Origin of the sequence: Streptococcus sp. 27098_8_91 (assembly GCF_041432385.1) — a bacterium.
Lineage (GTDB): Bacteria > Bacillota > Bacilli > Lactobacillales > Streptococcaceae > Streptococcus.
The window spans coordinates 188692-209877 of sequence record NZ_JAPVZN010000002.1 but is presented as its reverse complement, the minus strand read 5'-3'; the positions used below and the strand labels follow the sequence as shown (position 1 = coordinate 209877).

The following is a 21186-nucleotide window of genomic DNA, read 5'->3' as shown; positions in this document are numbered from 1 at the left end:
GAAAAAGATGAGAAATGTAACGGTTGCAGCTATTCAGATGCAATGCGCTAAGGATGTCGAAACGAATATCCAAACAGCTGAACTTTTAGTCCGTCAAGCTGCGGAGCAAGGTGCGCAAATTATTCTCTTACCAGAGTTGTTTGAACGTCCCTATTTCTGCCAGGAACGACAGTATGACTACTACCAGTATGCCCAGTCGGTGACAGAAAATACGGCTATTCAGCATTTTAAAGTGATTGCCAAGGAGTTAAAGGTCGTTTTACCGATTAGTTTCTATGAAAAAGATGGTAATGTCTTATATAATTCGATAGCTGTCATTGATGCTGATGGAGAAGTGCTAGGAGTTTACCGCAAGACGCATATACCAGATGACCATTATTATCAAGAAAAATTCTTCTTTACTCCTGGAAATACTGGTTTTAAAGTTTGGGATACTCGCTATGCCAAGATTGGTATTGGGATTTGTTGGGACCAGTGGTTCCCTGAAACAGCCCGTTGCCTTGCCTTAAATGGTGCAGAATTACTCTTTTACCCAACAGCCATTGGTTCGGAACCAATTTTGGATACAGATAGTTGTGGTCATTGGCAACGTACCATGCAAGGACACGCAGCAGCAAATATTGTGCCAGTTATCGCAGCCAATCGCTATGGCTTGGAAGAAGTTCAACCTTGCGAGGAAAATGGTGGACAAAGTTCAAGTCTTAATTTCTACGGGTCATCCTTTATGACTGATGAAACAGGAGCTATTTTAAGTCAAGCCGAACGACAAGATGAGGCAATCCTCTTAACCACTTATGACCTCGACAAGGGAGCAAGCGAGCGCCTAAACTGGGGCTTGTTTAGAGACAGACGACCAGACATGTATAAAGATATTGTCAGATGAAAAAGCCTAACGTAGGCTTTTTTCTGTAGATACTATAATAATTTTTGATAATGTCCTAGGATTCTGATAAAATGGGGTATAAGAAATTAATAAGAAAGAGAAGCACCATGCAAACACAAGAAGAAATGAATATTCTGGTACCTGAAAAACTAGCGGAAATTGAACGTGATTATGATGTTACCGTATTGTGGGCAATTGAGTCTGGCAGTCGCGCTTGGGGCTTTGAGTCTCCGGATAGTGACTTTGATGTGCGTTTCATTTACAAGCATAAGCAAGATTTTTATCTTAGTTTGAACGATCATCGCGATGTCATAGAACTACCAATTGACGATACCTGGGATGTGAGTGGCTGGGATTTGGACAAGGCTTTAAAGTTGCTTTATAAGTCAAATCCAACTCTCTTTGAGTGGTTACAGTCGCCAATCGTTTACCAGCAAGACGAAGGCTTTATTGACCGTATTCGTCCGCTTGTTAGTCAGTATTTTTCAGAGAAAAAGATGCTCCACCATTACTTGAATACTGCTAGAACTCAAATGAATAAGTATCTTTCAGGAGACAAGGTCAAACCTAAAAAGTACTTCTATGCTCTGCGTCCAATTTTAGCCTGTCGTTGGATAGAAAAATATCATTCTGTTCCACCGATTTTATTTGATGATTTAGTGAAAGAATTGCTTCCTGATGAAATGAAAGAGCATGTGTCTAGATTGCTTGATATCAAGATAAATGGACCTGAAGGTATGGAAATTGAGCCGATTAAGCCCATCCAGGACTACATCACCAAAAATATACAAGAACTAGACGATTACATCCAAAGTGTTACCGAGGAGAAGAAAGACTGGGAAGCTCTCAATCATTTTTTCCTTGAAGAATTAAGTCGTGACTGAGGTTAGATATGGGAAAATGGACATGTAGATGTGGTCAAACAATGAACGACCACCAAGCGTTCAATCTAAATATTTATTCGGTTTATTCAGATGAGTTCTTAGCAGAAATTTCTCAAGCTGAATTATTTTAACTGACATTCTGTCATTGTAATTACGGTAATTATTTATTATAATACGCCAGAGGAGGGAGTCATATGATTGTAAAAACAAGAAAACAAGGAAATTCAATCACCATTACCAATCCAAATGGTGAAATTATCTTTACTCCCGAAGAGTCTGGACATCAGATTTCTTATGTATCTGATGATGTCTTTGACTTAAATTTGGACAAAATTTTTGATGAATACGATGATGTTTTCAAAGCTTTGGTGAAAAAATGACAGTCTATCTTACAGAAAGGCAAATCGAGAAAATCAATGCTTTAGCAATTCAACGTTATTCACCTAATGAAAAAATTCAGACAGTTAGTCCTTCTGCCTTAAATATGATTGTCAATTTACCAGAACAATTTGTTTTTGGTAAACCTTTTTATCCAATAACTTTTGATAAGGCAACGATACTATTTGTCCAATTGATTAAGAAGCGTGTTTTTGCCAACGCTAATAAACGAACTGTTTTCTTCGTTTTGGTGAAATTTCTGCAGTTGAATAGTTATCGTTTTTCTGTAACAGTTGAAGAAGCGGTCGATATGTGTGTAACTATCGCAGTAGAATCCTTAACAGATGAAAGGTTAGCTAGCTACACCAAATGGATCTCTGAACATTCATTTATTGCTAATGGCAAAAATTAAGCTTGGATGTTTAAATCCTAAAAGTAAAAAAATAGATAAACAGACAGTATTAGAATTCTGTAATGCAGAAAACTAATCTTTTGAATACGTCAAACATTCAACCTTACTAAACAAGAAAAAGTAGCCAGCTCAGGCTACTTTTTTAAAATTCTTTGTAAACATAAGGATTCTCTGGTTTGTCCACTTTTATGAAAGACTGGACTTCGATTGTTGGAAGGACTTGGTTAAGTTCCTTGTGGTAGCGATTTCTAATCTTTCCTTTGACTCTCACCCATGTGTTATTGTCATAATGATTGGTATTTCCAGTGGTCAATAGGCCAAAAACTCCTGAATCAGCGATACAGTGCATGATACCAAAGCGAAAGACAAATTGACTTTTAGCGTGATTCGGATCGTTGTAGACAAAGCCTGTGAACTCGATTTCCTTGCCTTCAAATTCATTTGGATAATCATAAATAGCTTCCATGACTTCCAAGTAATTCTCATCGGTGATGACAATACTAGATTGAGTTAAGTATTTATCAGCAATCTTACGAACAGTGTCTACATAAGCTGTGTGTGAATAAAACCTACTGGTATCCGGCTTAAGATACTGACTGCTCGTACCTTCGCTTGCTTGGATTGCCTTGTCCGTTCCTTCTGACAGAGGAAAATAATATCCTTTTGCCGATACTGTTTGCGAATCTAGCTCGACAGTTGGAAAGGTAAATCCAACTAACAAAGGTAAACTTAAGAGGACAAAACTAGCAAGCTTGGCTGAAAAACTATGTAAGTGGCTGTGTTCTTCCAAACGCTTGAAGCAAATATAGGCTTGAATAATGGCTAGCAAGAAAGACAACACCATTGTTATATAAGCCAGATAAGAATAGTGGAGGTTTAGATACTGATTGAGCTTACCTGATAGCTGCAGATAAAGGGTTAAGAAAAAATAACTAATCAAAATAAGAAATCGTATCATATCATCACCCCGACTAGATAAGAATAGACAAGAACAACAAGAGTCACAATGATCATGAACTGCCAAATAAAGCGAGTTTTAAGATAATTCTTCATCATGAGTAGGTTTTTGACATCGAGCATAGGGCCTATAACCAGAAAGGCAAGAACTGGCGCAAATCCGAAACTAGAGAGCAACGAAGAGCCAATAAAGGCATCCGCTTCACTACAAAGTGATAGAAGAAAGGATAGAACCATCAAGAGAACGATTGCAAGTAGAGGTGTTGCGCTGATAGAAGTCAGGATCCGAGTTGGTACATAGACTTGGACTATGCTAGCAAAAATACAGCCAAAGACCAAATAACGTCCCATATCAAAGAATTCATCAATAGCTTGGATGAAGACCTGAAGAAATTTCTGATCTTTTGTCAAATGAGCAAAATCATGTTCATGACAAGCCAGCCTATTTTCCTTTTGAATCGATCCCTCCCAGAAAAATCCAAGGAATATACCCAATATAGTAGCAACAAGAATCGAACCTAAAGCGCGGAGTAAGACCATTTTAAATGAATTACCAAAGGCTGAATAAGTTGCAAAAAGTACGATGGGATTGATGATAGGAGCGGTTACTAGAAATGGAACAGCTGTATAGCTTGGAACCTTCTTCTCCAAGAAACGGTTGATGATCGGAACAATTCCACACTCACAAGAGGGAAAGAGAAAACCTATAAATGTACCAAAAAAGATCCTCCCCAAACGATTTTTAGGGAGAAATCTATATACTTTTTCAGGAGTCACATAGACTTCAATAGCACCTGAGATAATGCTACCAATTAAGACAAAGGGTAGGGCTTCAATGATGATTGATAAAAAGATAGCGCCAGCTTGTAACACACTAGAAGGTAGACTTTGAAAAATCGTCATCTATTTTTTCTTTTCTGCCTTATTTTTCTTTTCTTTATCATCTGGAAATGTCACTTGCTTCAAATCAGGAAGTTTAGCGAACTCTTCGAACATCTTATCTAAGTCATCAGTTTTTGTAAATTTAACAGCCATTGGGCATACCTCAATTCTTATTGTTTCCTCTATTATACTATTATTTCTGGGAAATAGTTGGATTTTAAAACAAACATTGCTTTTCTCTTTATAAAGTTGAAATAAAGCAACAAATTAAGGAAAACAAGCTTTCTTCCTTATGGTATAATAGATTCATGGATAAAAAATATGAAAAAATTTCCCAAGATTTGGGTGTAACCTTAAAGCAAATTGATACGGTCTTGTCTTTGACAGCAGAAGGAGCAACCATTCCCTTTATCGCTCGTTATCGGAAAGACATGACTGGTAGTTTGGATGAGGTGGCTATCAAAGCTATTATCGACCTTGATAAAAGTCTTACCAACCTCAATGACCGTAAGGAAGCTGTTTTGTCAAAAATCAAAGAGCAAGGTAAGTTGACCAAAGAGTTAGAAGAAGCCATCTTAGCTGCTGAAAAACTCGCAGACGTTGAAGAGCTCTATCTTCCCTATAAGGAAAAACGTCGCACCAAGGCAACGATTGCGCGTGAGGCGGGGCTTTTCCCTCTTGCTCGCTTAATCTTACAAAATGTTTCTGACCTAGAAAAAGAAGCAGAAGCATTTGTCTGTGAAGGATTCGAGACTCCACAAGATGCTTTAGCAGGTGCAGTTGATATTTTGGTTGAAGCTCTCTCTGAGGATGTCAACTTGCGTTCGATGACTTATCAAGAAGTTCTTAGACATTCTAAAATTACATCTCAACTTAAAGACGAAACTCTAGATGAAAAGCAAGTCTTTCAGATTTATTACGATTTCTCAGAGACGGTTCCTAACATGCAGGGATATCGTACTCTTGCCCTTAATCGTGGTGAGAAGTTAGGCATCTTGAAGATTGGTTTTGAGCATGCGGTTGAACGTATTCAAGCCTTCTTTGCTGCTCGTTTTAAGGTTAAAAATGCCTATATTGAAGAAGTTATTCAGCAATCTGTTAAGAAGAAGGTACTGCCAACTATCGAGCGTCGTATCCGTACAGAGTTAACAGAGAAGGCAGAAGAAGGAGCTATTCAACTCTTCTCAGAAAACCTCCGTAATCTTCTTCTGGTAGCACCTCTTAAAGGGCGCGTGGTTCTTGGTTTTGACCCTGCTTTTCGTACAGGTGCCAAGCTTGCGGTCGTTGATGCGACTGGGAAAATGTTGACGACACAAGTCATTTATCCAGTCAAACCAGCTTCAGCTCGTCAGATTGAAGAAGCTAAGCGTGATTTGGCAGATTTGATTGGCCAATACGGTGTTGAAATTATCGCTATCGGAAATGGAACTGCTAGTCGTGAGAGTGAAGCCTTTGTGGCAGAACTTCTGAAAGAGTTTCCAGAAGTTAGCTATGTCATTGTCAATGAGAGTGGTGCGTCTGTCTACTCAGCTAGTGAACTTGCCCGTCAGGAGTTTCCAGAACTAACCGTTGAAAAACGTTCGGCAATCTCAATCGCTCGTCGCTTGCAAGATCCCCTTGCTGAATTGGTTAAAATTGACCCTAAATCCATCGGTGTTGGCCAGTATCAGCACGATGTTAGTCAGAAAAAACTATCTGAAAGTCTTGATTTCGTGGTGGATACAGTTGTTAACCAAGTTGGTGTCAATATCAATACAGCTAGTCCAGCCCTACTTTCACATGTTGCAGGACTAAACAAAACCATCTCTGAAAATATCGTTAAGTACCGTGAGGAAGAAGGAAAAATCACTTCACGAGCCCAAATCAAGAAAGTTCCTCGACTAGGTGCTAAGGCCTTTGAGCAGGCTGCTGGTTTCCTTCGTATTCCTGAAAGCAGCAACATCCTTGACAATACTGGTGTTCACCCAGAAAACTATGCAGCGGTCAAGGAACTCTTCAAACGCTTAGATATTAAAGACCTAAATGAAGAAGCGCAAGCCAAGCTAAAATCCGTTTCAATCAAGGAAATGGCTCAAGAGCTAGAACTCGGTCAAGAAACACTTAAAGACATTATCGCTGACCTTCTCAAACCAGGACGTGATTTCCGTGATTCCTTTGATGCTCCAGTCCTTCGTCAGGATGTCTTGGATATCAAAGACTTACAAGTTGGGCAAAAACTTGAAGGAGTTGTGCGCAACGTCGTTGACTTCGGTGCCTTTGTTGATATCGGTATCCATGAGGATGGTCTCATTCATATTTCTCACATGAGTAAGAAATTTATCAAACATCCAAGTCAAGTAGTATCAGTCGGCGATTTGGTAACCGTTTGGGTGAAAAAAATCGACGCTGACCGCGAAAAAGTGAATCTGTCGCTTCTTGCACCAAATGAATCTAACTGATTACGTTAAACAGGTTTCTATAGAAGATTTTGGAAAACCTTTCAAACACCAAGCTCAATGGAATACTCGTCTACGGTCGACAGGTGGGCGATTTTTCCCTAAGGATGGTCATTTGGATTTCAATCCCAAAGTATATCAAGAACTTGGTTTAGAGGTTTTTCGTAAAATTGTTCGTCATGAGCTCTGTCATTACCATCTTTACTTTGAAGGCAAGGGCTATCAGCATAAGGATTTAGCCTTTAAGCAACTTCTAAAAGAGGTCGATGGTCTCCGCTTTGTTCCTCCCTTATCAAGTGCCAATCAAAAGCCAAGCTTAGTCTATACTTGTCAGACTTGTCACCAAATCTATCAAAGAAAGCGAAAAATCGATACCAAGCGTTATCGTTGTGGTCTCTGTCGTGGAAAGCTCCTCTTGTTAAATCGGCCTAAGGACTGATGTAGCAAATCTAGCTTAGTGCTATACTAAGATTAAGAAATCCGAAAGAGGAATAAATTATGAATACAAAATTTTATAAAATGAGAAGAAATCGCATGATATCAGGTGTTCTTGCAGGTCTATCTGATAAGTGGAATCTTGATGTAACCCTAGTTCGTTTCCTTTTTGCAATCTTTACAATCGCAAACTTTGGACTCGGAATTATTATCTACATTATCTTAGCTTCTATCCTACCAACAAAGGAAGATATCGAAGCTGAAATGTATGGAACAGGCCCACGCAAGATCAAAGAAGCCAAACCTATCAATGATGACGAAGGTTGGTTTTGGTAAATCAAATTAACTGTCTATATTTTGATAGTAAAAGAGGCTGGGACGAAAGTCCTAGCCTCTCAATTGTCTTTGGATTGCCGAGCAAGACGCAGTGGTTGAGTGGGCTTTACTACGCTGATTTCATCAGCTTTTACAGCCCTACTCAACTGTGCGGAGGTGGGACGACGAAATCGAATTCTAACGAATTACTGATTTCTGTCCCACTCTCTTTTTTAAATACTAAACAATTGACCCAATAGATAAGTCATTCCCATGGTTAAAAGACCGATACAAAGGTTACGAATCATAGCTGTTTTGGTTGGGGCTTTCCCGAGTCTTGCACTGGTGTAACCTGTAATCAATAGAGAAATCGCAACGATAAAGACAGTAGCAGGAATTCTGTATTCGCTTGGGAAAATAATAATCGAAAGCATTGGTGGTAGGCTACCAAGTACGAAGGCAATAAAGCTAGATGCAGCAGCATGCCAAGGATTAGTAAATTCTTCGTACTCGATTCCGTATTTTTCCTCAACCAAAGCCTTGAGAGGATTTTTAAGAAATGCTTTGTTGGTTAGTAGTTGAGCAGATGTTTCACACTCACCATTTTGAAGATAAGCTGCATAGAGGGATTTTTTTGCAGCTTCGGTATCCTTATCCAAAAGTAATTGTTCACGCGCTACAGCGGCTTCTTCAGTGTCTTTTTGAGTTGATACAGAGACATATTCACCTCCAGCCATAGAAAAGGCACCAGCAAGGATTGCGGCTAAACCTGAGAGAAAGATTATCCAGATATTACTGGTTGCACTGGCAACACCGATAACGACTCCAGCGATGGAAATAATCCCGTCATTAGCTCCAAGAACACCAGCACGTAAAATATTTAAACGACCAGCAAAGTTTGTATCTATTTCATGTTTATTTTCTGACATAGTATTCTCCTTTATATCTAGTATAAAGTATAGGAGAAGTGAAAACAAACATTTTTAACTATCTGAAAAAAGTTCTACAATTCTAATAAAAGGTTGCTATTTTTCTCTATCAGGCATAGCCATAGCTATTGCTTATGCTAATATATAACAAAGTTGTATTTGTAACCTAGTGAAATAGGTGATACAATGAACCTAATGAAATCTTTGGAGGTCTGACTATGACTCGTGAATTTAAATTTGAAACTCTGCAATTGCATGCAGGACAAGTGGTAGATGCTACTACCAAGTCTCGTGCTGTACCCATTTACCAAACAACTTCCTTTGTATTTGAAGATACACAAGAAGGTGCAGACCTTTTTGCCCTTCAAAAAGCTGGTAATATCTATACTCGTATCACTAACCCAACAACTTCAGCCTTTGAAGAGCGTATTGCAGCTCTTGAAGGTGGAGTAGGGGCACTTGCAACTGCTTCTGGAATGGCAGCTCTTACTTATACTATTCTTGGACTAGCTCACGCAGGTGACCATGTTGTTGCAGCTTCAACTATCTACGGTGGAACCTTTAACCTTTTGAAAGAAACCCTTCCTCGTTACGGAATCACCACAACTTTTGTTGATATCGATAATCTAGAAGAAGTAGAAGCAGCTATTAAAGATAATACCAAACTTGTTTTGATCGAGACTTTGGGTAATCCAGTTATCAACATTCCTGATATTGAAAAAATAGCTGAAATTGCTCATAAACATCAGATTCCTTTGGTTGCTGACAATACCTTTGCAACACCATACCTCATTAATGTTTTTTCTCATGGTGTTGACATTGCGGTTCACTCAGCAACTAAGTTTATCGGTGGACACGGTACAACTATTGGTGGTGTCATTGTTGATGGCGGCAAGTTTGATTGGGCAGCTTCAGGGAAGTTCCCTCAATTTGTCAATGAAGATCCAAGCTACCATAATTTAAGCTACACTAGAGATGTAGGTGCAGCAGCCTTCATCGTTGCCCTTCGTGTTCAATTGCTACGTGACACTGGTGCAGCTCTGTCACCATTTAACTCATTCTTGCTCTTGCAAGGTCTTGAAACACTTTCTCTACGTGTTGAACGCCACGTTCAAAATGCTGAAAAAATCGTTGATTTCCTTGTTAACCATCCAAAAGTTGAAAAAGTTAACTATCCAAAATTAGCTGAAAGCCCTTACCATGCCTTGGCGGAGAAATATTTACCAAAAGGTGTTGGTTCAATCTTTACTTTCCACGTTAAAGGTGGAGAAGCAGAAGCACGTAAGGTGATTGACAACTTGGAAATCTTTTCAAACTTAGCCAATGTAGCAGATGCTAAATCATTGGTAGTTCATCCAGCAACTACCACTCATGCCCAGTTGTCTGACTCAGATCTAGAAGCAGCAGGGGTAACTAAAAATCAAATCCGTCTATCAATTGGTCTTGAAAATGTTGATGATTTGATTGAAGATTTGCGTTTTGCTCTTGAAAAAATCTAAAAATAACTAGTTTTTATCGAATTATAAATCCTTCTCACGAATAATAAAGTGAGGAGGATTTTTATGTATAGTATTTCATTTCAAGAAGATTCACTCTTGCCAAGAGAACGGCTGGTGACAGAAGGAGTGGGAGCTCTGAGCAATCAGGAATTACTAGCTATTTTACTCAGAACGGGGACACGTCAATCTACCGTTTTTGAAATCGCTCAAAAAGTATTGAATCAATTAAGTTGCTTAACTGATTTGAAAAAAATGACCCTACAAGAACTACAGGGATTATCAGGTATCGGTAGAGTGAAAGCTATTGAATTGCAAGCCATGATTGAACTGGGCCATCGTATTCATAAACAAGAAACCATTGAGGCAGAGAGTATTCTCAGTAGTCAAAAGTTGGCTAAAAAGATGCAAGCTGAGCTGGGAGATAAAAAACAAGAGCACCTGGTGGCGCTCTATCTGAATACACAAAATCAAATCATTCATCAGCAAACCATTTTTATCGGTTCAGCTACTAGAAGTATTGCTGAACCACGGGAAATTCTCCACTATGCTTTAAAGCATATGGCAACATCTGTGATACTGGTTCATAATCATCCATCTGGTGCTGTCATGCCGAGTAGAAATGATGACCATGTTACGAAGCTTGTCAAAGAAGCATGCGAATTAATGGGTTTGGTCTTATTGGATCATCTTATCGTCTCACATTCCGATTATTTTAGTTACCGTGAGAAGACGGATCTGGTATAAAAAACCTGTATATGATACAGGTTTTACAATTCATTGATGACATAGTCGAAAAGTGTTTTATCTTTGGGACGATTTTCAAAGAGAAATTCTGGATGCCATTGAACACCGAGGTAAGGGAAACCATCCGTTGTTGTAACAGCCTCGATAATTCCATCTTTAGGATCATGAGCTACAACCTTGAGATTTGGAGCTAGGTCCTTAATACTCTGATGGTGGAAAGAGTTGATATGGGAGATTTCTCCATAGATATCTCGAAGAATAGTATCAGGCTCGGTGACTAAACGTTGAGTTGTATACTCGGCTGAAGTATCCTGCCAATGGTCTTCAATATCTTGATAAAGAGTTCCTCCCATAGCCACATTAAAGAGCTGGGTGCCTCGACAAACAGAAAAAATCGGTTTCTTCTGTTTAATGGCTTCTTTTATAAGAGCTAGCTCAAAAATATCTCTCTGAAGGTGGTAGTCATCGCTATCGATCGTTTTAGATTCACCATAGAACTTTGGATCGACATTTTGTCCACCAGTTAAAATGAGTTTATCAATCAAGCCAATGTAGTAACTGGCCATTTCTTGATCACCAATTGGTAGGATAATGGGAATTCCCCCAGCTTCCTTGACTCCTTCAACAAAGCCCTTTGCAGCATAGCTCATCATCAGCTCATCATCAGGATGAGCTTTTTCGTTTCCTGTAATCCCAATAACTGGTTTTTTCATAAATGCTTTCGCTTTCTAATCCTCTTTTCTCATGAAATAGAGGAGAGTTTGCAATTCACTAGTTAAATCCACATATTGAGCCACCACATCTTTTGGTAGTTGGAGATGAACGGGTGAAAAGCTTAAAATTCCTTTAATACCTGCTTCTACAAGGAGATTAGCTACTTCTTGTGACTTGACACTCGGTACAGTTAAGATTGCAGTTTTAACATCTGCATTCTTTATTTTATCCTTGATTTGGGAAATTCCATAAATTGGGATTCCATCAGGGGTTTTCGTCCCAACTTCAGGATGATCATCCAAATCAAAAGCCATAATGATTTTCATTTTGTTTCGTTCGTGGAAACGGTAGTGAAGGAGTGCATGCCCCATATTACCAATACCCACCAACATAACATTTGTAATAGAATTATCATTTAGAAGATCAGCAAAAAACGTCATTAGTTTTTTGACATCGTAGCCAAATCCACGGCGACCAAGTTCACCAAAGTAGGAAAAATCTCGTCTAACAGTAGCAGAGTCAATACCAATGGCCTCGGCAATTTGTTTTGAGTTGGCTCTTTCAATTTTTTCTGCATGAAACCTTTTAAAGATACGATAATAAAGAGAAAGTCTCTTTGCTGTTGCTTTTGGAATAGCAGACTGTTTTTCTTTCACAAAATCACAACCTTTCTAAATACTATTTTATAGAAAGATTGTGAAAAAATCAACAAAAATAAGAAAAAACTAAGAAAAATCTTAGCTTATCTTTGTAAAATCATAGTGAGATAGAAAACGATAGAGATTTCCCAGAAGCCCCTGATAGATTTCTTTTCCATTATAGGTCAGAGAAGTAATAACAGTAGTATCTGGAAGAGTCACACAGCCTGAAAGTGATAGCATGAGTGCTTCATAATCTTCGTATTCTAAAACGCGATCGACTTGATAGGTATCTTTGTAAATTAATCGAAACATGATTGCCTTCTATCTTTCGCTTTTAGTAAAGACATCACGTTCAACAAGACTATCCATCAAGAAGTAAAATTTCTCTTGGTGGATATGAGTTTCTTCTGACTTAAAGATATCGACTAAACGTAGACCAAATTTATCAGTGATGTTGATTTTTGCACCTGTTAAGTCTTTGTTGATGATAATCTTAAGTTGGAAACCTTCCCCACTATTTGGAACTTTTTCAAGAAGACGCGTTAGTTCATAGTTACCAACCTTAGTTTCAAAAAAAGTGTTATCTTTTAGAGTGAACTTTTTGACGGTTGGGCTAAGTGTGTAATTATAACGGCAATTTTTAAGACTAATGGTTTTTTCGAATGCCATTGAGTTAACCTCCAATGATTTCTTTTAGAGTTTGTGCGAGAGTGATTATTTCTTGCTCTGTATTTTGAGGTGAAATGCTGATGCGAACGGATTCGTGTAAGCGAGGAGAGTCTTCACCGTAGAAAGCCTGAAGAACATGACTAACCTGAACGACACCTGCGGTACAAGCAGAGCCAGTTGAAATAGAAATACCTTCAAGATCTAGACGAAGGAGTAGTAGATCATTACGTTGACCTGGGAATCCAATATTAAGGACATAAGGTAGCTGGTCTTTTCCTTGGTTGAGGTAATAGTCTGTTCCAGCAATTTCCTTTAAGAATGTTTCTTTTAGTTTTTGAACCTTTTTAAAGTTTTGTTCTTGGTTTTCAAGATCATCCTTTAAAGCTGCTACCATTCCCACAATGGCAGGAAGATTTTCTGTTCCTGCTCTTTTTTTCTGCTCTTGATCGCCACCATGAAGGTAGGAGTCAAAATCTGTAGATGCAGCATAGAGAAAACCAACTCCTTTTGGACCATAAAATTTGTGTGCAGAAGCGCTAAGAAAATCAATTCCCAATTTTTCGGGAAGAATCTCTAATTTACCAACTGCCTGAACCGCATCGACATGATAGACGGCTGGATGATTTTTTAGAACTTCCCCAATTTCAGCAATAGGTAAAAGTGTACCAGTTTCATTGTTTGCAAACATAGTAGAAACAAGAATGGTATCTTCACGCAGTGCATTTTTGACCTGGTCTGCAGTAATTTCTTGATTTTCAGGCTGTAAAATAGTCACTTCAAAACCGAAATTTTCAACCAAGTATTTGATGGGTTCTAGAACAGCATGGTGCTCAATCGCAGTAGTGATAATGTGCTTTCCACGATTTTGATGGCGAAGGCAGTAGCCGATGATAGCAGTATTATTGCTTTCAGTACCACCAGTGGTAAAGAATATATGTTGTGGCTTTGTTCCTAGTAAACTTGCTAGTTCTTGACGAGCTTCTCGTAATAGTTTACCTGCTTGGCGCCCATGTCCATGAATACTAGAAGGGTTGCCATAAGTTTCTTGCATGACTTGAGTCATTGCTGAGATAGCTACTGAAGACATCGGAGTCGTTGCAGCATTATCCAAATAAATCAAAAACTCACCTAATTTCTATTTAAATAGTGGACTAACTGGTTTTCTTTCGTGAATACGAACCATAGCATCACCAATCAATTCGCTAGCAGTGATGTATTGCACGTTTTTAGGTTTTCTACTTTCTGTCAAAACAGAATCTGTAACCAAGATTTCCTTAATATTTGTTGCATCTAATAACTCTGCAGCACCGTTAACGAATAGTCCATGACTTGAAACCGCGTAGATTTCAGTAGCACCATCGCGTTCCAAAATTTTAGCAGCTTCAGAGAAGGTACGGCCAGTGTTCAGAATGTCATCGATTAAGATTGCTTTCTTACCTTCAACCTCCCCGATAATGTAACCTTGGCTACGTTCAGAATCATCTTGTGCATAATCAATGATAGCAATCGGAGCATCAAGATATTCTGCAAGACTACGCGCACGTTTTACACCAGAGTTTTTAGGACTAACAACAACCACATCTGAACCAGTTAAACCTTTATCGCAGTAATGTTTTGCAAAAAGTGGGATAGTATAGAGGTTATCTACAGGAATGTCAAAGAATCCTTGAACCTGAACGGCATGGAGGTCAAGAGTCAATACACGACTAACTCCAGCTTTGACCAGCATATTTGCAACCAGTTTTGCAGTAAGTGGTTCGCGTGAAGAAGCGATACGGTCTTGGCGAGCGTAGCCGAAGTATGGAAGTACAACGTTAATGGTATTTGCACTAGCGCGAACACAAGCATCAACCATAATCAAGAGTTCCATCAAGTGGTTATTTACTGGATAACTAGTTGATTGGATGATATAAACATCATATCCACGAACACTTTCTTCGATGTTAACTTGGATTTCACCATCTGAAAATTGGCGTGAAGATACTTTTCCAAGTGGAACACCTGCAGCATCTGCGATTCTTTGAGCAATTTCCTGGTTGGAAGATAGTGCGAAAAGTTTCATGTTTTTTGTATCTGACATCGATAAACCGTCCTCTTTAAACTAAGTGAATCGCTGTAGTGAAACACTTTTAGTGATAAATGCTCTCTACAACAGATTCTATTATTTTTCATCCCTTTTATTTTATCAAAAAAAGAAGATTATTTCAGTATTTTTTCATATTTTCTATAAAACGAACCAATTTTGAAGGAGCTTTTTTGTAATGGATTTCATTGGCTTGTAAAAATTCTTGGAAATCAAGACTACCTTGGTTGCCATCTTCCACTTCTAATTCAAGCTCATAGTCAACAATATCAAAGTATTGGCTTTGATCAAGTGCCATGAGTCCGATCGGAGTTTGCTTTTCGTAGCGAACAGTAGTTAGGCAACCTAAAACTACCCAGCCATTGGTTGAAAGTCCACGGCTAGTCAATTCGTCAAGAATCATTCCTTGTGGAAGTTTACATTCTTTAAGACAATGGTTTGCTTCCTCAAGGCTGAGACCTTGATTATACTCCATATTTCCGACTTTTTGTGGGATTTTTATGGTCAATTCAGCGCTATTTTCAAAAGTACGAATGCGCATAGCGATTTTATGTTGGCGAAGGTAAAAATCAGGCGTGTCTAGGTAGTAATTTCTTTGTGTAATAGGTGTGACTCCTGAAAAGTGCTCCTGCAATCTTTGATATTCATCCTTGTTTAGAAGTGTTTTCATTTCAATTTCTAAATGTTTCATTTTTTTTACTTTTTCCTTATCTTTGAAAGCGATTGTATGGTATAATAAGCATTGTATTTATTGTATAAGATTTTTCCTAGAAAATCAAAAACTAGATAAATCGAAGTGTATAGAGAATTGGATGAAAAAGATATATGATTACAGAATGGGAAGAATTTTTAGATCCTTACATTCAGGCTGTCGGAGAGCTGAAGATAAAACTCCGAGGTATTCGAAAACAATACCGCAAACAAAATAAACATTCTCCAATTGAGTTTGTAACTGGTCGAGTCAAACCGATCGAAAGTATAAAAGAAAAAATGGCTCGTCGAGGGATTGGATACGATACGTTGGAACAGGACTTGCAAGATATTGCAGGTTTACGCGTCATGGTTCAATTTGTAGATGACGTGAGCGAGGTTGTTGCCATCCTTCGTAAGAGGCAAGATATGAGAGTGGTACAAGAACGTGACTACATTACTCATCGAAAGGCTTCAGGCTATCGTTCTTACCATTTGATTATTGAGTATACAGTTGATACGATCAATGGGGCAAGAACGATTCTGGTGGAGATTCAGATTCGTACTTTGGCTATGAATTTCTGGGCTACCATCGAGCATTCTCTCAATTATAAATATCAAGGGGATTTTCCAGAAGAAATTAAGAAACGCTTGGAAATCACAGCAAGAATCTCTCACCAATTGGATGAAGAAATGAGTAAAATTCGTGATGATATCCAGGAAGCACAGGCACTCTTTGATCCATTGCATAGAAAGTTAAATGACGGGGTAGGTAATAGTGACGATACCGATGAAGAATACAGGTAAACGAATCGATCTAATCGCTAATCGCAAACCTCAAAGTCAACGAGTCTTATATGAATTAAGAGATCGACTAAAAAAGAATAACTTTATATTAAATGATAAACATCCCGATATCGTGATTTCCATAGGTGGGGATGGGATGCTTTTGTCTGCTTTTCACAAGTATGAAGACCAGCTGGATAAGGTTCGCTTCGTTGGTGTTCACACAGGTCATTTAGGTTTCTATACGGATTACCGTGATTTTGAACTAGATCAACTGCTTACTAATTTACAGTTGGATACTGGGGCTCGTGTGTCTTATCCACTGTTAAATGTAAAGATATTTTTGGAAAATGGAGAAGTGAAAATTTTCCGTGCCTTGAACGAAGCAAGCATTCGGAGAACTGACAGAACCATGGTAGCGGATGTTGTCATCAATCATGTACCCTTTGAACGCTTTCGGGGAGATGGTTTGACCGTCTCGACACCAACTGGTAGTACAGCTTATAATAAATCTCTTGGGGGGGCTGTATTACATCACACTATCGAAGCTCTACAATTGACAGAGATTGCAAGTTTGAACAATCGTGTCTATAGGACTCTCGGTTCGTCAATCATTGTACCTAAGAAGGATAAGATTGAGTTGATACCGACTCGCAATGACTATCATACCATTTCAGTTGACAATAGTGTTTACTCCTTCCGTAATATTGAGCGAATAGAGTACCAGATTGACCACCACAAGATCCACTTTGTCGCAACTCCAAGTCATACCAGTTTTTGGAATCGTGTCAAAGATGCCTTTATTGGTGAGGTGGATGAATGAGATTTGAGTTCATTGCTGACGAACACATCAAGGTAAAGACCTTTTTAAAAAAGCATGAAGTCTCTAAAGGTTTGCTAGCCAAAATCAAGTTTCGAGGTGGAGATATTCGCGTAAACGGTCATCCACAAAATGCAACCTATCTCTTGGATATAGGAGATGTGGTTGTCATCGACATTCCTCCTGAGGAAGGTTTCGAGACACTGGAAGCAATAGATTATCCACTGGATATTCTGTTTGAAGATGATCATTTCTTGATTTTAAACAAACCCTTTGGTGTGGCCTCGATTCCTAGTGTCAATCATTCCAATACCATTGCTAACTTTATCAAGGGCTACTATGTGAAACAGAACTATGAAAATCAGCAGGTTCACATTGTAACCAGACTAGATCGAGATACTTCGGGTCTCATGCTTTTTGCTAAACATGGTTATGCTCATGCTAGACTAGACAAGCAGTTGCAAAAGAAAGCCATTGAAAAGCGCTATTTTGCACTCGTTAAAGGAGATGGTTTTCTGGAACCTCAAGGTGAAATCATTGCCCCGATTGCCCGTGATGAAGATTCAATCATTACTAGACGAGTGGCAAAAGGTGGTAAATATGCCCATACTTCCTATCGAATAGTGCAGTCTTATGGCAATATTCATCTAGTTGATATTCGACTACATACGGGAAGGACACACCAGATTCGTGTTCATTTCTCCCATATCGGTTTCCCTTTGCTTGGCGATGATCTCTATGGTGGTAGTCTTGAACATGGCATAGAGCGTCAAGCTCTGCATTGCCATTACTTATCGTTTTATCATCCTTTTCTTGAAGGGCAGTTGGAGATGGAAAGTCCACTGCCGGATGATTTCAACACCCTTATTACTCAGTTATCAAATAATAATTTATCTTAAAAGGAGTAAAAACTCATGGAAGTTTTTGAAAGTTTAAAAGCCAACCTAGTTGGTAAAAATGCACGTATTGTCTTGCCTGAAGGTGAAGAACCACGTATTCTTCAAGCAACAAAACGCATCGTAAAAGAAACAGAAGTTATTCCTGTCCTACTAGGAAACCCTGACAAAATTAAAATCTATCTTGAAATCGAAGGAATTATGGATGGTTATGAAGTGATTGATCCTGCACACTACCCTCAATTCGAAGACATGGTAGCATCACTTGTAGAACGTCGTAAAGGAAAAATGACTGAAGAGGAAGCGAGAGAAGTGCTCATCAATGACGTTAACTATTTTGGTGTTATGTTGGTATACATGGGCTTAGTCGATGGTATGGTTTCAGGAGCTATTCACTCTACTGCGGCAACTGTTCGCCCAGCTCTTCAAATTATCAAGACTCGTCCGAATGTTAGCCGTACTTCAGGTGCCTTCCTCATGGTTCGTGGTACTGAACGTTACCTCTTTGGTGACTGTGCCATCAATATCAATCCTGATGCTGAAGCTTTGGCAGAGATTGCGATTAACTCTGCAATTACAGCTAAAATGTTCGGTATCGAACCAAAAATTGCTATGCTAAGCTATTCAACTAAAGGTTCTGGTTTTGGTGAAAGCGTAGATAAAGTTGTTGAAGCAACTAAGATTGCTCATGATCTTCGTCCTGACCTTGAAATTGATGGGGAATTGCAATTTGATGCTGCCTTCGTTCCAGAAACAGCTGCTCTTAAGGCACCAGGAAGCAAGGTTGCTGGACAAGCAAACGTCTTTATCTTCCCAGGTATCGAAGCAGGAAATATTGGCTACAAGATGGCAGAACGTCTCGGTGGCTTTGCAGCAGTTGGTCCAGTATTGCAAGGTTTGAACAAACCAGTTAATGACCTTTCTCGTGGATGTAACTCAGATGACGTCTTCAAACTTACACTAATCACAGCAGCACAAGCTGTACACCAGTAAAATACAAGATAGCTCCTTTTCTGTTAAAGGAGCTTTTCAATAGGAAGAATTCAAACTGGTTATTAAAAGGTGATAGGAATATCGGCTTTTGTTAATACTCGGTGAAGTTTATAGATCAAACCTATAGATACCCAAAGAATTGGTTGGAAACATAGTCAATACTGCCAGTTCTATAGAAATTAGCTTCTGCAATCTTTTGAATGACTATTTATTTTTTTACTCACTTAATGTTCAGAAAGGAGTATTTTAATTTGAAATATAAGTATTTACTTTTCGACCTCGACCACACTTTGCTTGATTTTGATGCTGCTGAGGATGTGGCTTTAGACTTTCTACTCGCTGAAGAAGGAGTTGAGGATATCCAAACTTACAAAGATTATTATGTGCCCATGAACAAAGCCCTTTGGAAGGATTTGGAGCAAAAGAAAATCAGTAAACAAGAGCTCGTTAACACGCGCTTTTCTCGTTTATTTGCTCATTTTGGACAGGAAAAAGACGGTAGTTTTCTAGCCCAGCGTTACCAATTTTACCTCGCTCAACTGGGACAAACTTTTTCAGGCGCTCATGAACTTTTGGACAGTCTCATTGAGCGTGATTATGAGCTGTATGCTGCGACAAATGGGATAACTGCTATTCAAACGAGTCGTTTGGCTCAATCAGGTCTGGCTCCCTATTTCAATCAAGTATTTATCTCTGAACAGTTGCAAACACAAAAGCCTGATGCTCTCTTTTATGAAAAAATTGGTCAGCAGATTGCTGGATTTAGCAAAGCAAAGGCGCTGATGATTGGAGATTCTCTAACCGCCGATATCCAAGGTGGCAATAATTCTGAGATTGACACTATCTGGTACAATCCTCATCACCTCGAAAATCACACACAAGACCGGCCGACTTACGAAGTCCATTCTTATCAAGACTTGCTGGATTGCTTAGATAAACTGTAAAAAGTGGTTTCCATAGCCACTTTTTGCTATAATAGAGGCAGTAAAAACGAAGGAGTCGGCTATGGAACACTCGTCTTGGCATGCTTTGATTAAGGAGCAATTACCTGAAGGTTATTTTGCGAAAATCAATCAGTTTATGGAGCAGGTCTATGCTCAGGGAACTGTTTATCCACCTAAGAAAAAGGTTTTTCAGGCTCTCTTGACTACACCGCTTGAAGAAGTTAAGGTGGTGATTTTAGGGCAAGACCCCTATCACGGGCCAGGTCAAGCGCAGGGCTTGAGTTTTTCTGTTCCTGACTCTATCCCAGCTCCGCCATCCTTGCAAAATATCTTGAAGGAATTGTCAGATGACATTGGTGTTAAGAAATCCCATGATTTGACGGCTTGGGCTGAGCAAGGAGTCTTACTTCTCAATGCTTGCTTGACTGTTCCTGCTGGACAGGCCAATGGTCATGCTGGTCAAATATGGGAGCCTTTTACTGATGCTGTGATTCAGGTGGTCAATCATCTAGATAGACCAGTGGTCTTTGTACTATGGGGAGCTTACGCACGTAAGAAGAAGTCCTTAATTACCAATCCTCATCACTTGATTATCGAATCAGCCCATCCCAGTCCTTTATCTGTTTACAGAGGATTTTGGGGTTCCAAGCCTTTTTCCAAGGCCAATGCTTTTTTAGAAGATACAGGACAAGAGCCAATCGATTGGCTTAGATAAGGAGAGAATATGCCTCAGTTAGCGACAATTTGCTACATTGATAATGGAAAAGAATTGCTCATGCTTCATCGCAATAAAAAGCCTAATGATGTCCATGCAGGGAAATGGATTGGTGTTGGTGGAAAGATTGAACGTGGGGAAACACCACAAGAATGTGCTGCTCGTGAGATTTTAGAAGAAACTGGTCTAAAAGCAAAACCAGTATTAAAAGGAGTGATCACCTTTCCTGAGTTCACACCGGACTTGGACTGGTACACCTACGTCTTTAAGGTGACAGAATTCGAAGGAGAATTGATTGACTGTAATGAAGGGACCTTAGAATGGGTTCCTTATGATGAAGTTTTAAGCAAACCGACTTGGGAAGGAGACCATACCTTTGTCGAGTGGCTCTTAGAGGATAAGCCTTTCTTTTCAGCCAAGTTTGTCTATGATGGTGATAAGTTATTGGATACCCAAGTGGATTTCTATGAATAAGGGAGAAA

At 39.1% G+C, this 21186-nt stretch carries 27 protein-coding genes; 16 read left to right on the top strand and 11 right to left on the bottom strand.

Going from position 1 to position 21186, the window contains the following annotated elements; translation table 11 throughout:
- Positions 1–7 precede the first annotated feature (7 nt).
- From aguB to O3611_RS02880, 4 genes are all read left to right on the top strand, one after another.
- Entirely contained in the window at positions 8–883 is an 876-nt protein-coding gene (gene aguB / locus O3611_RS02895; RefSeq protein ID WP_371607762.1) for an N-carbamoylputrescine amidase, read from the top strand.
- A 107-nt stretch (positions 884–990) separates the two neighbouring features.
- Positions 991–1767 (top strand): nucleotidyltransferase domain-containing protein, encoded by a 777-nt coding sequence (locus tag O3611_RS02890; protein ID WP_281335590.1) that lies wholly within the window; start codon positions 991–993, stop codon positions 1765–1767.
- A 194-nt stretch (positions 1768–1961) separates the two neighbouring features.
- Positions 1962–2147: an AbrB family transcriptional regulator gene (locus O3611_RS02885; RefSeq protein ID WP_371607761.1), complete on the top strand. Its 186-nt coding sequence runs from the start codon at positions 1962–1964 to the stop codon at positions 2145–2147.
- Positions 2144–2557: a type II toxin-antitoxin system death-on-curing family toxin gene (locus tag O3611_RS02880; protein WP_371607760.1), complete on the top strand. Its 414-nt coding sequence runs from the start codon at positions 2144–2146 to the stop codon at positions 2555–2557. The genes O3611_RS02885 and O3611_RS02880 overlap by 4 nt, the downstream gene beginning before the upstream one ends.
- A gap of 142 nt (positions 2558–2699) precedes the next feature.
- Here O3611_RS02880 and O3611_RS02875 read toward each other — a convergent pair whose 3' ends face one another.
- Genes O3611_RS02875 through O3611_RS02865 form a run of 3 tightly spaced genes read right to left on the bottom strand, consistent with a single transcriptional unit; the run spans position 2700 to position 4549 of the window.
- The gene (locus tag O3611_RS02875) at positions 2700–3515 is read right to left on the bottom strand and encodes a TIGR03943 family protein (RefSeq protein WP_371607759.1); all 816 of its coding nucleotides are present in this window, start codon (positions 3513–3515) and stop codon (positions 2700–2702) included.
- Positions 3512–4417, bottom strand: coding sequence for a permease (locus tag O3611_RS02870; RefSeq protein ID WP_371607758.1), 906 nt, complete (start codon positions 4415–4417; stop codon positions 3512–3514). Before O3611_RS02870 ends, O3611_RS02875 begins: the two co-directional genes overlap by 4 nt.
- Positions 4418–4549, bottom strand: coding sequence for an SPJ_0845 family protein (locus tag O3611_RS02865; RefSeq protein WP_371607757.1), 132 nt, complete (start codon positions 4547–4549; stop codon positions 4418–4420).
- A gap of 155 nt (positions 4550–4704) precedes the next feature.
- Here O3611_RS02865 and O3611_RS02860 point away from each other — a divergent pair, with 155 nt between their 5' ends.
- From O3611_RS02860 to O3611_RS02850, 3 genes are read left to right on the top strand one after another with little or no spacing between them, the layout of a single operon-like run.
- Positions 4705–6834: a Tex family protein gene (locus tag O3611_RS02860; RefSeq protein ID WP_371607756.1), complete on the top strand. Its 2130-nt coding sequence runs from the start codon at positions 4705–4707 to the stop codon at positions 6832–6834.
- On the top strand, positions 6821–7270 hold the full coding sequence (locus O3611_RS02855) for a SprT family protein (RefSeq protein ID WP_281335595.1): 450 nt from the start codon (positions 6821–6823) through the stop codon (positions 7268–7270). The genes O3611_RS02860 and O3611_RS02855 overlap by 14 nt, the downstream gene beginning before the upstream one ends.
- Positions 7271–7329: 59 nt before the next feature.
- The gene (locus O3611_RS02850; RefSeq protein WP_371607755.1) at positions 7330–7602 is read left to right on the top strand and encodes a PspC domain-containing protein; all 273 of its coding nucleotides are present in this window, start codon (positions 7330–7332) and stop codon (positions 7600–7602) included.
- A gap of 212 nt (positions 7603–7814) precedes the next feature.
- On the opposite strand, the gene O3611_RS02845 is transcribed toward O3611_RS02850, so the two are convergent.
- The gene (locus tag O3611_RS02845; RefSeq protein ID WP_371607754.1) at positions 7815–8510 is read right to left on the bottom strand and encodes a VIT family protein; all 696 of its coding nucleotides are present in this window, start codon (positions 8508–8510) and stop codon (positions 7815–7817) included.
- Between the two features lie 218 nt (positions 8511–8728).
- Here O3611_RS02845 and O3611_RS02840 point away from each other — a divergent pair, with 218 nt between their 5' ends.
- Together O3611_RS02840 and radC are read left to right on the top strand one after the other, a co-directional pair.
- Positions 8729–10009: an O-acetylhomoserine aminocarboxypropyltransferase/cysteine synthase family protein gene (locus tag O3611_RS02840; protein ID WP_371607753.1), complete on the top strand. Its 1281-nt coding sequence runs from the start codon at positions 8729–8731 to the stop codon at positions 10007–10009.
- Between the two features lie 63 nt (positions 10010–10072).
- On the top strand, positions 10073–10753 hold the full coding sequence (radC, locus tag O3611_RS02835; RefSeq protein ID WP_311522272.1) for a DNA repair protein RadC: 681 nt from the start codon (positions 10073–10075) through the stop codon (positions 10751–10753).
- Between the two features lie 23 nt (positions 10754–10776).
- Here the strand turns inward: radC and O3611_RS02830 are convergent, their stop codons facing one another.
- The 7 genes from O3611_RS02830 to O3611_RS02800 form a co-directional block, all read right to left on the bottom strand.
- Positions 10777–11466, bottom strand: coding sequence for a gamma-glutamyl-gamma-aminobutyrate hydrolase family protein (locus tag O3611_RS02830; RefSeq protein ID WP_371607752.1), 690 nt, complete (start codon positions 11464–11466; stop codon positions 10777–10779).
- 15 nt (positions 11467–11481) lie between these two features.
- Positions 11482–12123 (bottom strand): redox-sensing transcriptional repressor Rex, encoded by a 642-nt coding sequence (locus tag O3611_RS02825; RefSeq protein ID WP_000660647.1) that lies wholly within the window; start codon positions 12121–12123, stop codon positions 11482–11484.
- Positions 12124–12204: 81 nt separating this feature from the next.
- Positions 12205–12420 (bottom strand): DUF4649 family protein, encoded by a 216-nt coding sequence (locus O3611_RS02820; RefSeq protein ID WP_371607751.1) that lies wholly within the window; start codon positions 12418–12420, stop codon positions 12205–12207.
- 9 nt (positions 12421–12429) lie between these two features.
- Positions 12430–12777, bottom strand: coding sequence for a DUF1831 domain-containing protein (locus O3611_RS02815; RefSeq protein ID WP_075230512.1), 348 nt, complete (start codon positions 12775–12777; stop codon positions 12430–12432).
- A gap of 4 nt (positions 12778–12781) precedes the next feature.
- Positions 12782–13897, bottom strand: coding sequence for a cysteine desulfurase family protein (locus O3611_RS02810; protein WP_371607750.1), 1116 nt, complete (start codon positions 13895–13897; stop codon positions 12782–12784).
- Positions 13898–13912: 15 nt separating this feature from the next.
- Positions 13913–14857: a ribose-phosphate diphosphokinase gene (locus O3611_RS02805; protein WP_045762947.1), complete on the bottom strand. Its 945-nt coding sequence runs from the start codon at positions 14855–14857 to the stop codon at positions 13913–13915.
- A gap of 124 nt (positions 14858–14981) precedes the next feature.
- A complete protein-coding gene (locus O3611_RS02800; protein ID WP_371607749.1) occupies positions 14982–15551 on the bottom strand; it encodes a CYTH domain-containing protein in 570 nt (189 codons plus the stop codon).
- A gap of 134 nt (positions 15552–15685) precedes the next feature.
- Here O3611_RS02800 and O3611_RS02795 point away from each other — a divergent pair, with 134 nt between their 5' ends.
- The 7 genes from O3611_RS02795 to O3611_RS02765 all read left to right on the top strand — a co-directional run bounded on the left by O3611_RS02795 (position 15686) and on the right by O3611_RS02765 (position 21178).
- Positions 15686–16357 carry a GTP pyrophosphokinase family protein gene (locus O3611_RS02795; RefSeq protein ID WP_000627444.1) on the top strand — a complete coding sequence of 224 codons (672 nt, stop codon included), beginning with the start codon at positions 15686–15688 and terminating at the stop codon, positions 16355–16357.
- Complete coding sequence (locus O3611_RS02790) at positions 16341–17159, top strand: NAD kinase (protein WP_371607748.1); 819 nt, start codon at positions 16341–16343, stop codon at positions 17157–17159. Before O3611_RS02795 ends, O3611_RS02790 begins: the two co-directional genes overlap by 17 nt.
- Positions 17156–18055: an RluA family pseudouridine synthase gene (locus O3611_RS02785; RefSeq protein ID WP_371607747.1), complete on the top strand. Its 900-nt coding sequence runs from the start codon at positions 17156–17158 to the stop codon at positions 18053–18055. Before O3611_RS02790 ends, O3611_RS02785 begins: the two co-directional genes overlap by 4 nt.
- Before the next feature lie 15 nt (positions 18056–18070).
- Positions 18071–19045, top strand: a complete 975-nt coding sequence (pta, locus tag O3611_RS02780) for a phosphate acetyltransferase (protein ID WP_371607746.1) — start codon at positions 18071–18073, stop codon at positions 19043–19045.
- A gap of 251 nt (positions 19046–19296) precedes the next feature.
- Positions 19297–19989: a YjjG family noncanonical pyrimidine nucleotidase gene (locus O3611_RS02775; RefSeq protein WP_371607745.1), complete on the top strand. Its 693-nt coding sequence runs from the start codon at positions 19297–19299 to the stop codon at positions 19987–19989.
- A 61-nt stretch (positions 19990–20050) separates the two neighbouring features.
- The gene (locus O3611_RS02770; RefSeq protein ID WP_371607744.1) at positions 20051–20704 is read left to right on the top strand and encodes a uracil-DNA glycosylase; all 654 of its coding nucleotides are present in this window, start codon (positions 20051–20053) and stop codon (positions 20702–20704) included.
- 9 nt (positions 20705–20713) lie between these two features.
- On the top strand, positions 20714–21178 hold the full coding sequence (locus O3611_RS02765; protein WP_371607743.1) for an NUDIX domain-containing protein: 465 nt from the start codon (positions 20714–20716) through the stop codon (positions 21176–21178).
- Positions 21179–21186: the final 8 nt, after the last annotated feature.

What these genes read in the sequence shown, in the direction of transcription:
- O3611_RS02865 (WP_371607757.1), bottom strand. Translation starts at nt 4,549, where the DNA reads ATGGCTGTTAAATTTACAAAAACTGATGACTTAGATAAGATGTTCGAA.
- O3611_RS02815 (WP_075230512.1), bottom strand. Translation starts at nt 12,777, where the DNA reads ATGGCATTCGAAAAAACCATTAGTCTTAAAAATTGCCGTTATAATTAC.
- O3611_RS02795 (WP_000627444.1), top strand. Translation starts at nt 15,686, where the DNA reads ATGATTACAGAATGGGAAGAATTTTTAGATCCTTACATTCAGGCTGTC.
- O3611_RS02765 (WP_371607743.1), top strand. Translation starts at nt 20,714, where the DNA reads ATGCCTCAGTTAGCGACAATTTGCTACATTGATAATGGAAAAGAATTG.
- O3611_RS02820 (WP_371607751.1), bottom strand. Translation starts at nt 12,420, where the DNA reads ATGTTTCGATTAATTTACAAAGATACCTATCAAGTCGATCGCGTTTTA.
- O3611_RS02845 (WP_371607754.1), bottom strand. Translation starts at nt 8,510, where the DNA reads ATGTCAGAAAATAAACATGAAATAGATACAAACTTTGCTGGTCGTTTA.
- O3611_RS02850 (WP_371607755.1), top strand. Translation starts at nt 7,330, where the DNA reads ATGAATACAAAATTTTATAAAATGAGAAGAAATCGCATGATATCAGGT.
- O3611_RS02870 (WP_371607758.1), bottom strand. Translation starts at nt 4,417, where the DNA reads ATGACGATTTTTCAAAGTCTACCTTCTAGTGTGTTACAAGCTGGCGCT.
- O3611_RS02840 (WP_371607753.1), top strand. Translation starts at nt 8,729, where the DNA reads ATGACTCGTGAATTTAAATTTGAAACTCTGCAATTGCATGCAGGACAA.
- radC (WP_311522272.1), top strand. Translation starts at nt 10,073, where the DNA reads ATGTATAGTATTTCATTTCAAGAAGATTCACTCTTGCCAAGAGAACGG.
- O3611_RS02875 (WP_371607759.1), bottom strand. Translation starts at nt 3,515, where the DNA reads ATGATACGATTTCTTATTTTGATTAGTTATTTTTTCTTAACCCTTTAT.
- O3611_RS02860 (WP_371607756.1), top strand. Translation starts at nt 4,705, where the DNA reads ATGGATAAAAAATATGAAAAAATTTCCCAAGATTTGGGTGTAACCTTA.
- O3611_RS02855 (WP_281335595.1), top strand. Translation starts at nt 6,821, where the DNA reads ATGAATCTAACTGATTACGTTAAACAGGTTTCTATAGAAGATTTTGGA.
- O3611_RS02880 (WP_371607760.1), top strand. Translation starts at nt 2,144, where the DNA reads ATGACAGTCTATCTTACAGAAAGGCAAATCGAGAAAATCAATGCTTTA.
- O3611_RS02770 (WP_371607744.1), top strand. Translation starts at nt 20,051, where the DNA reads ATGGAACACTCGTCTTGGCATGCTTTGATTAAGGAGCAATTACCTGAA.
- O3611_RS02800 (WP_371607749.1), bottom strand. Translation starts at nt 15,551, where the DNA reads ATGAAACATTTAGAAATTGAAATGAAAACACTTCTAAACAAGGATGAA.
- O3611_RS02890 (WP_281335590.1), top strand. Translation starts at nt 991, where the DNA reads ATGCAAACACAAGAAGAAATGAATATTCTGGTACCTGAAAAACTAGCG.
- aguB (WP_371607762.1), top strand. Translation starts at nt 8, where the DNA reads ATGAGAAATGTAACGGTTGCAGCTATTCAGATGCAATGCGCTAAGGAT.
- O3611_RS02785 (WP_371607747.1), top strand. Translation starts at nt 17,156, where the DNA reads ATGAGATTTGAGTTCATTGCTGACGAACACATCAAGGTAAAGACCTTT.
- O3611_RS02885 (WP_371607761.1), top strand. Translation starts at nt 1,962, where the DNA reads ATGATTGTAAAAACAAGAAAACAAGGAAATTCAATCACCATTACCAAT.
- O3611_RS02805 (WP_045762947.1), bottom strand. Translation starts at nt 14,857, where the DNA reads ATGTCAGATACAAAAAACATGAAACTTTTCGCACTATCTTCCAACCAG.
- pta (WP_371607746.1), top strand. Translation starts at nt 18,071, where the DNA reads ATGGAAGTTTTTGAAAGTTTAAAAGCCAACCTAGTTGGTAAAAATGCA.
- O3611_RS02830 (WP_371607752.1), bottom strand. Translation starts at nt 11,466, where the DNA reads ATGAAAAAACCAGTTATTGGGATTACAGGAAACGAAAAAGCTCATCCT.
- O3611_RS02790 (WP_371607748.1), top strand. Translation starts at nt 16,341, where the DNA reads ATGAAGAATACAGGTAAACGAATCGATCTAATCGCTAATCGCAAACCT.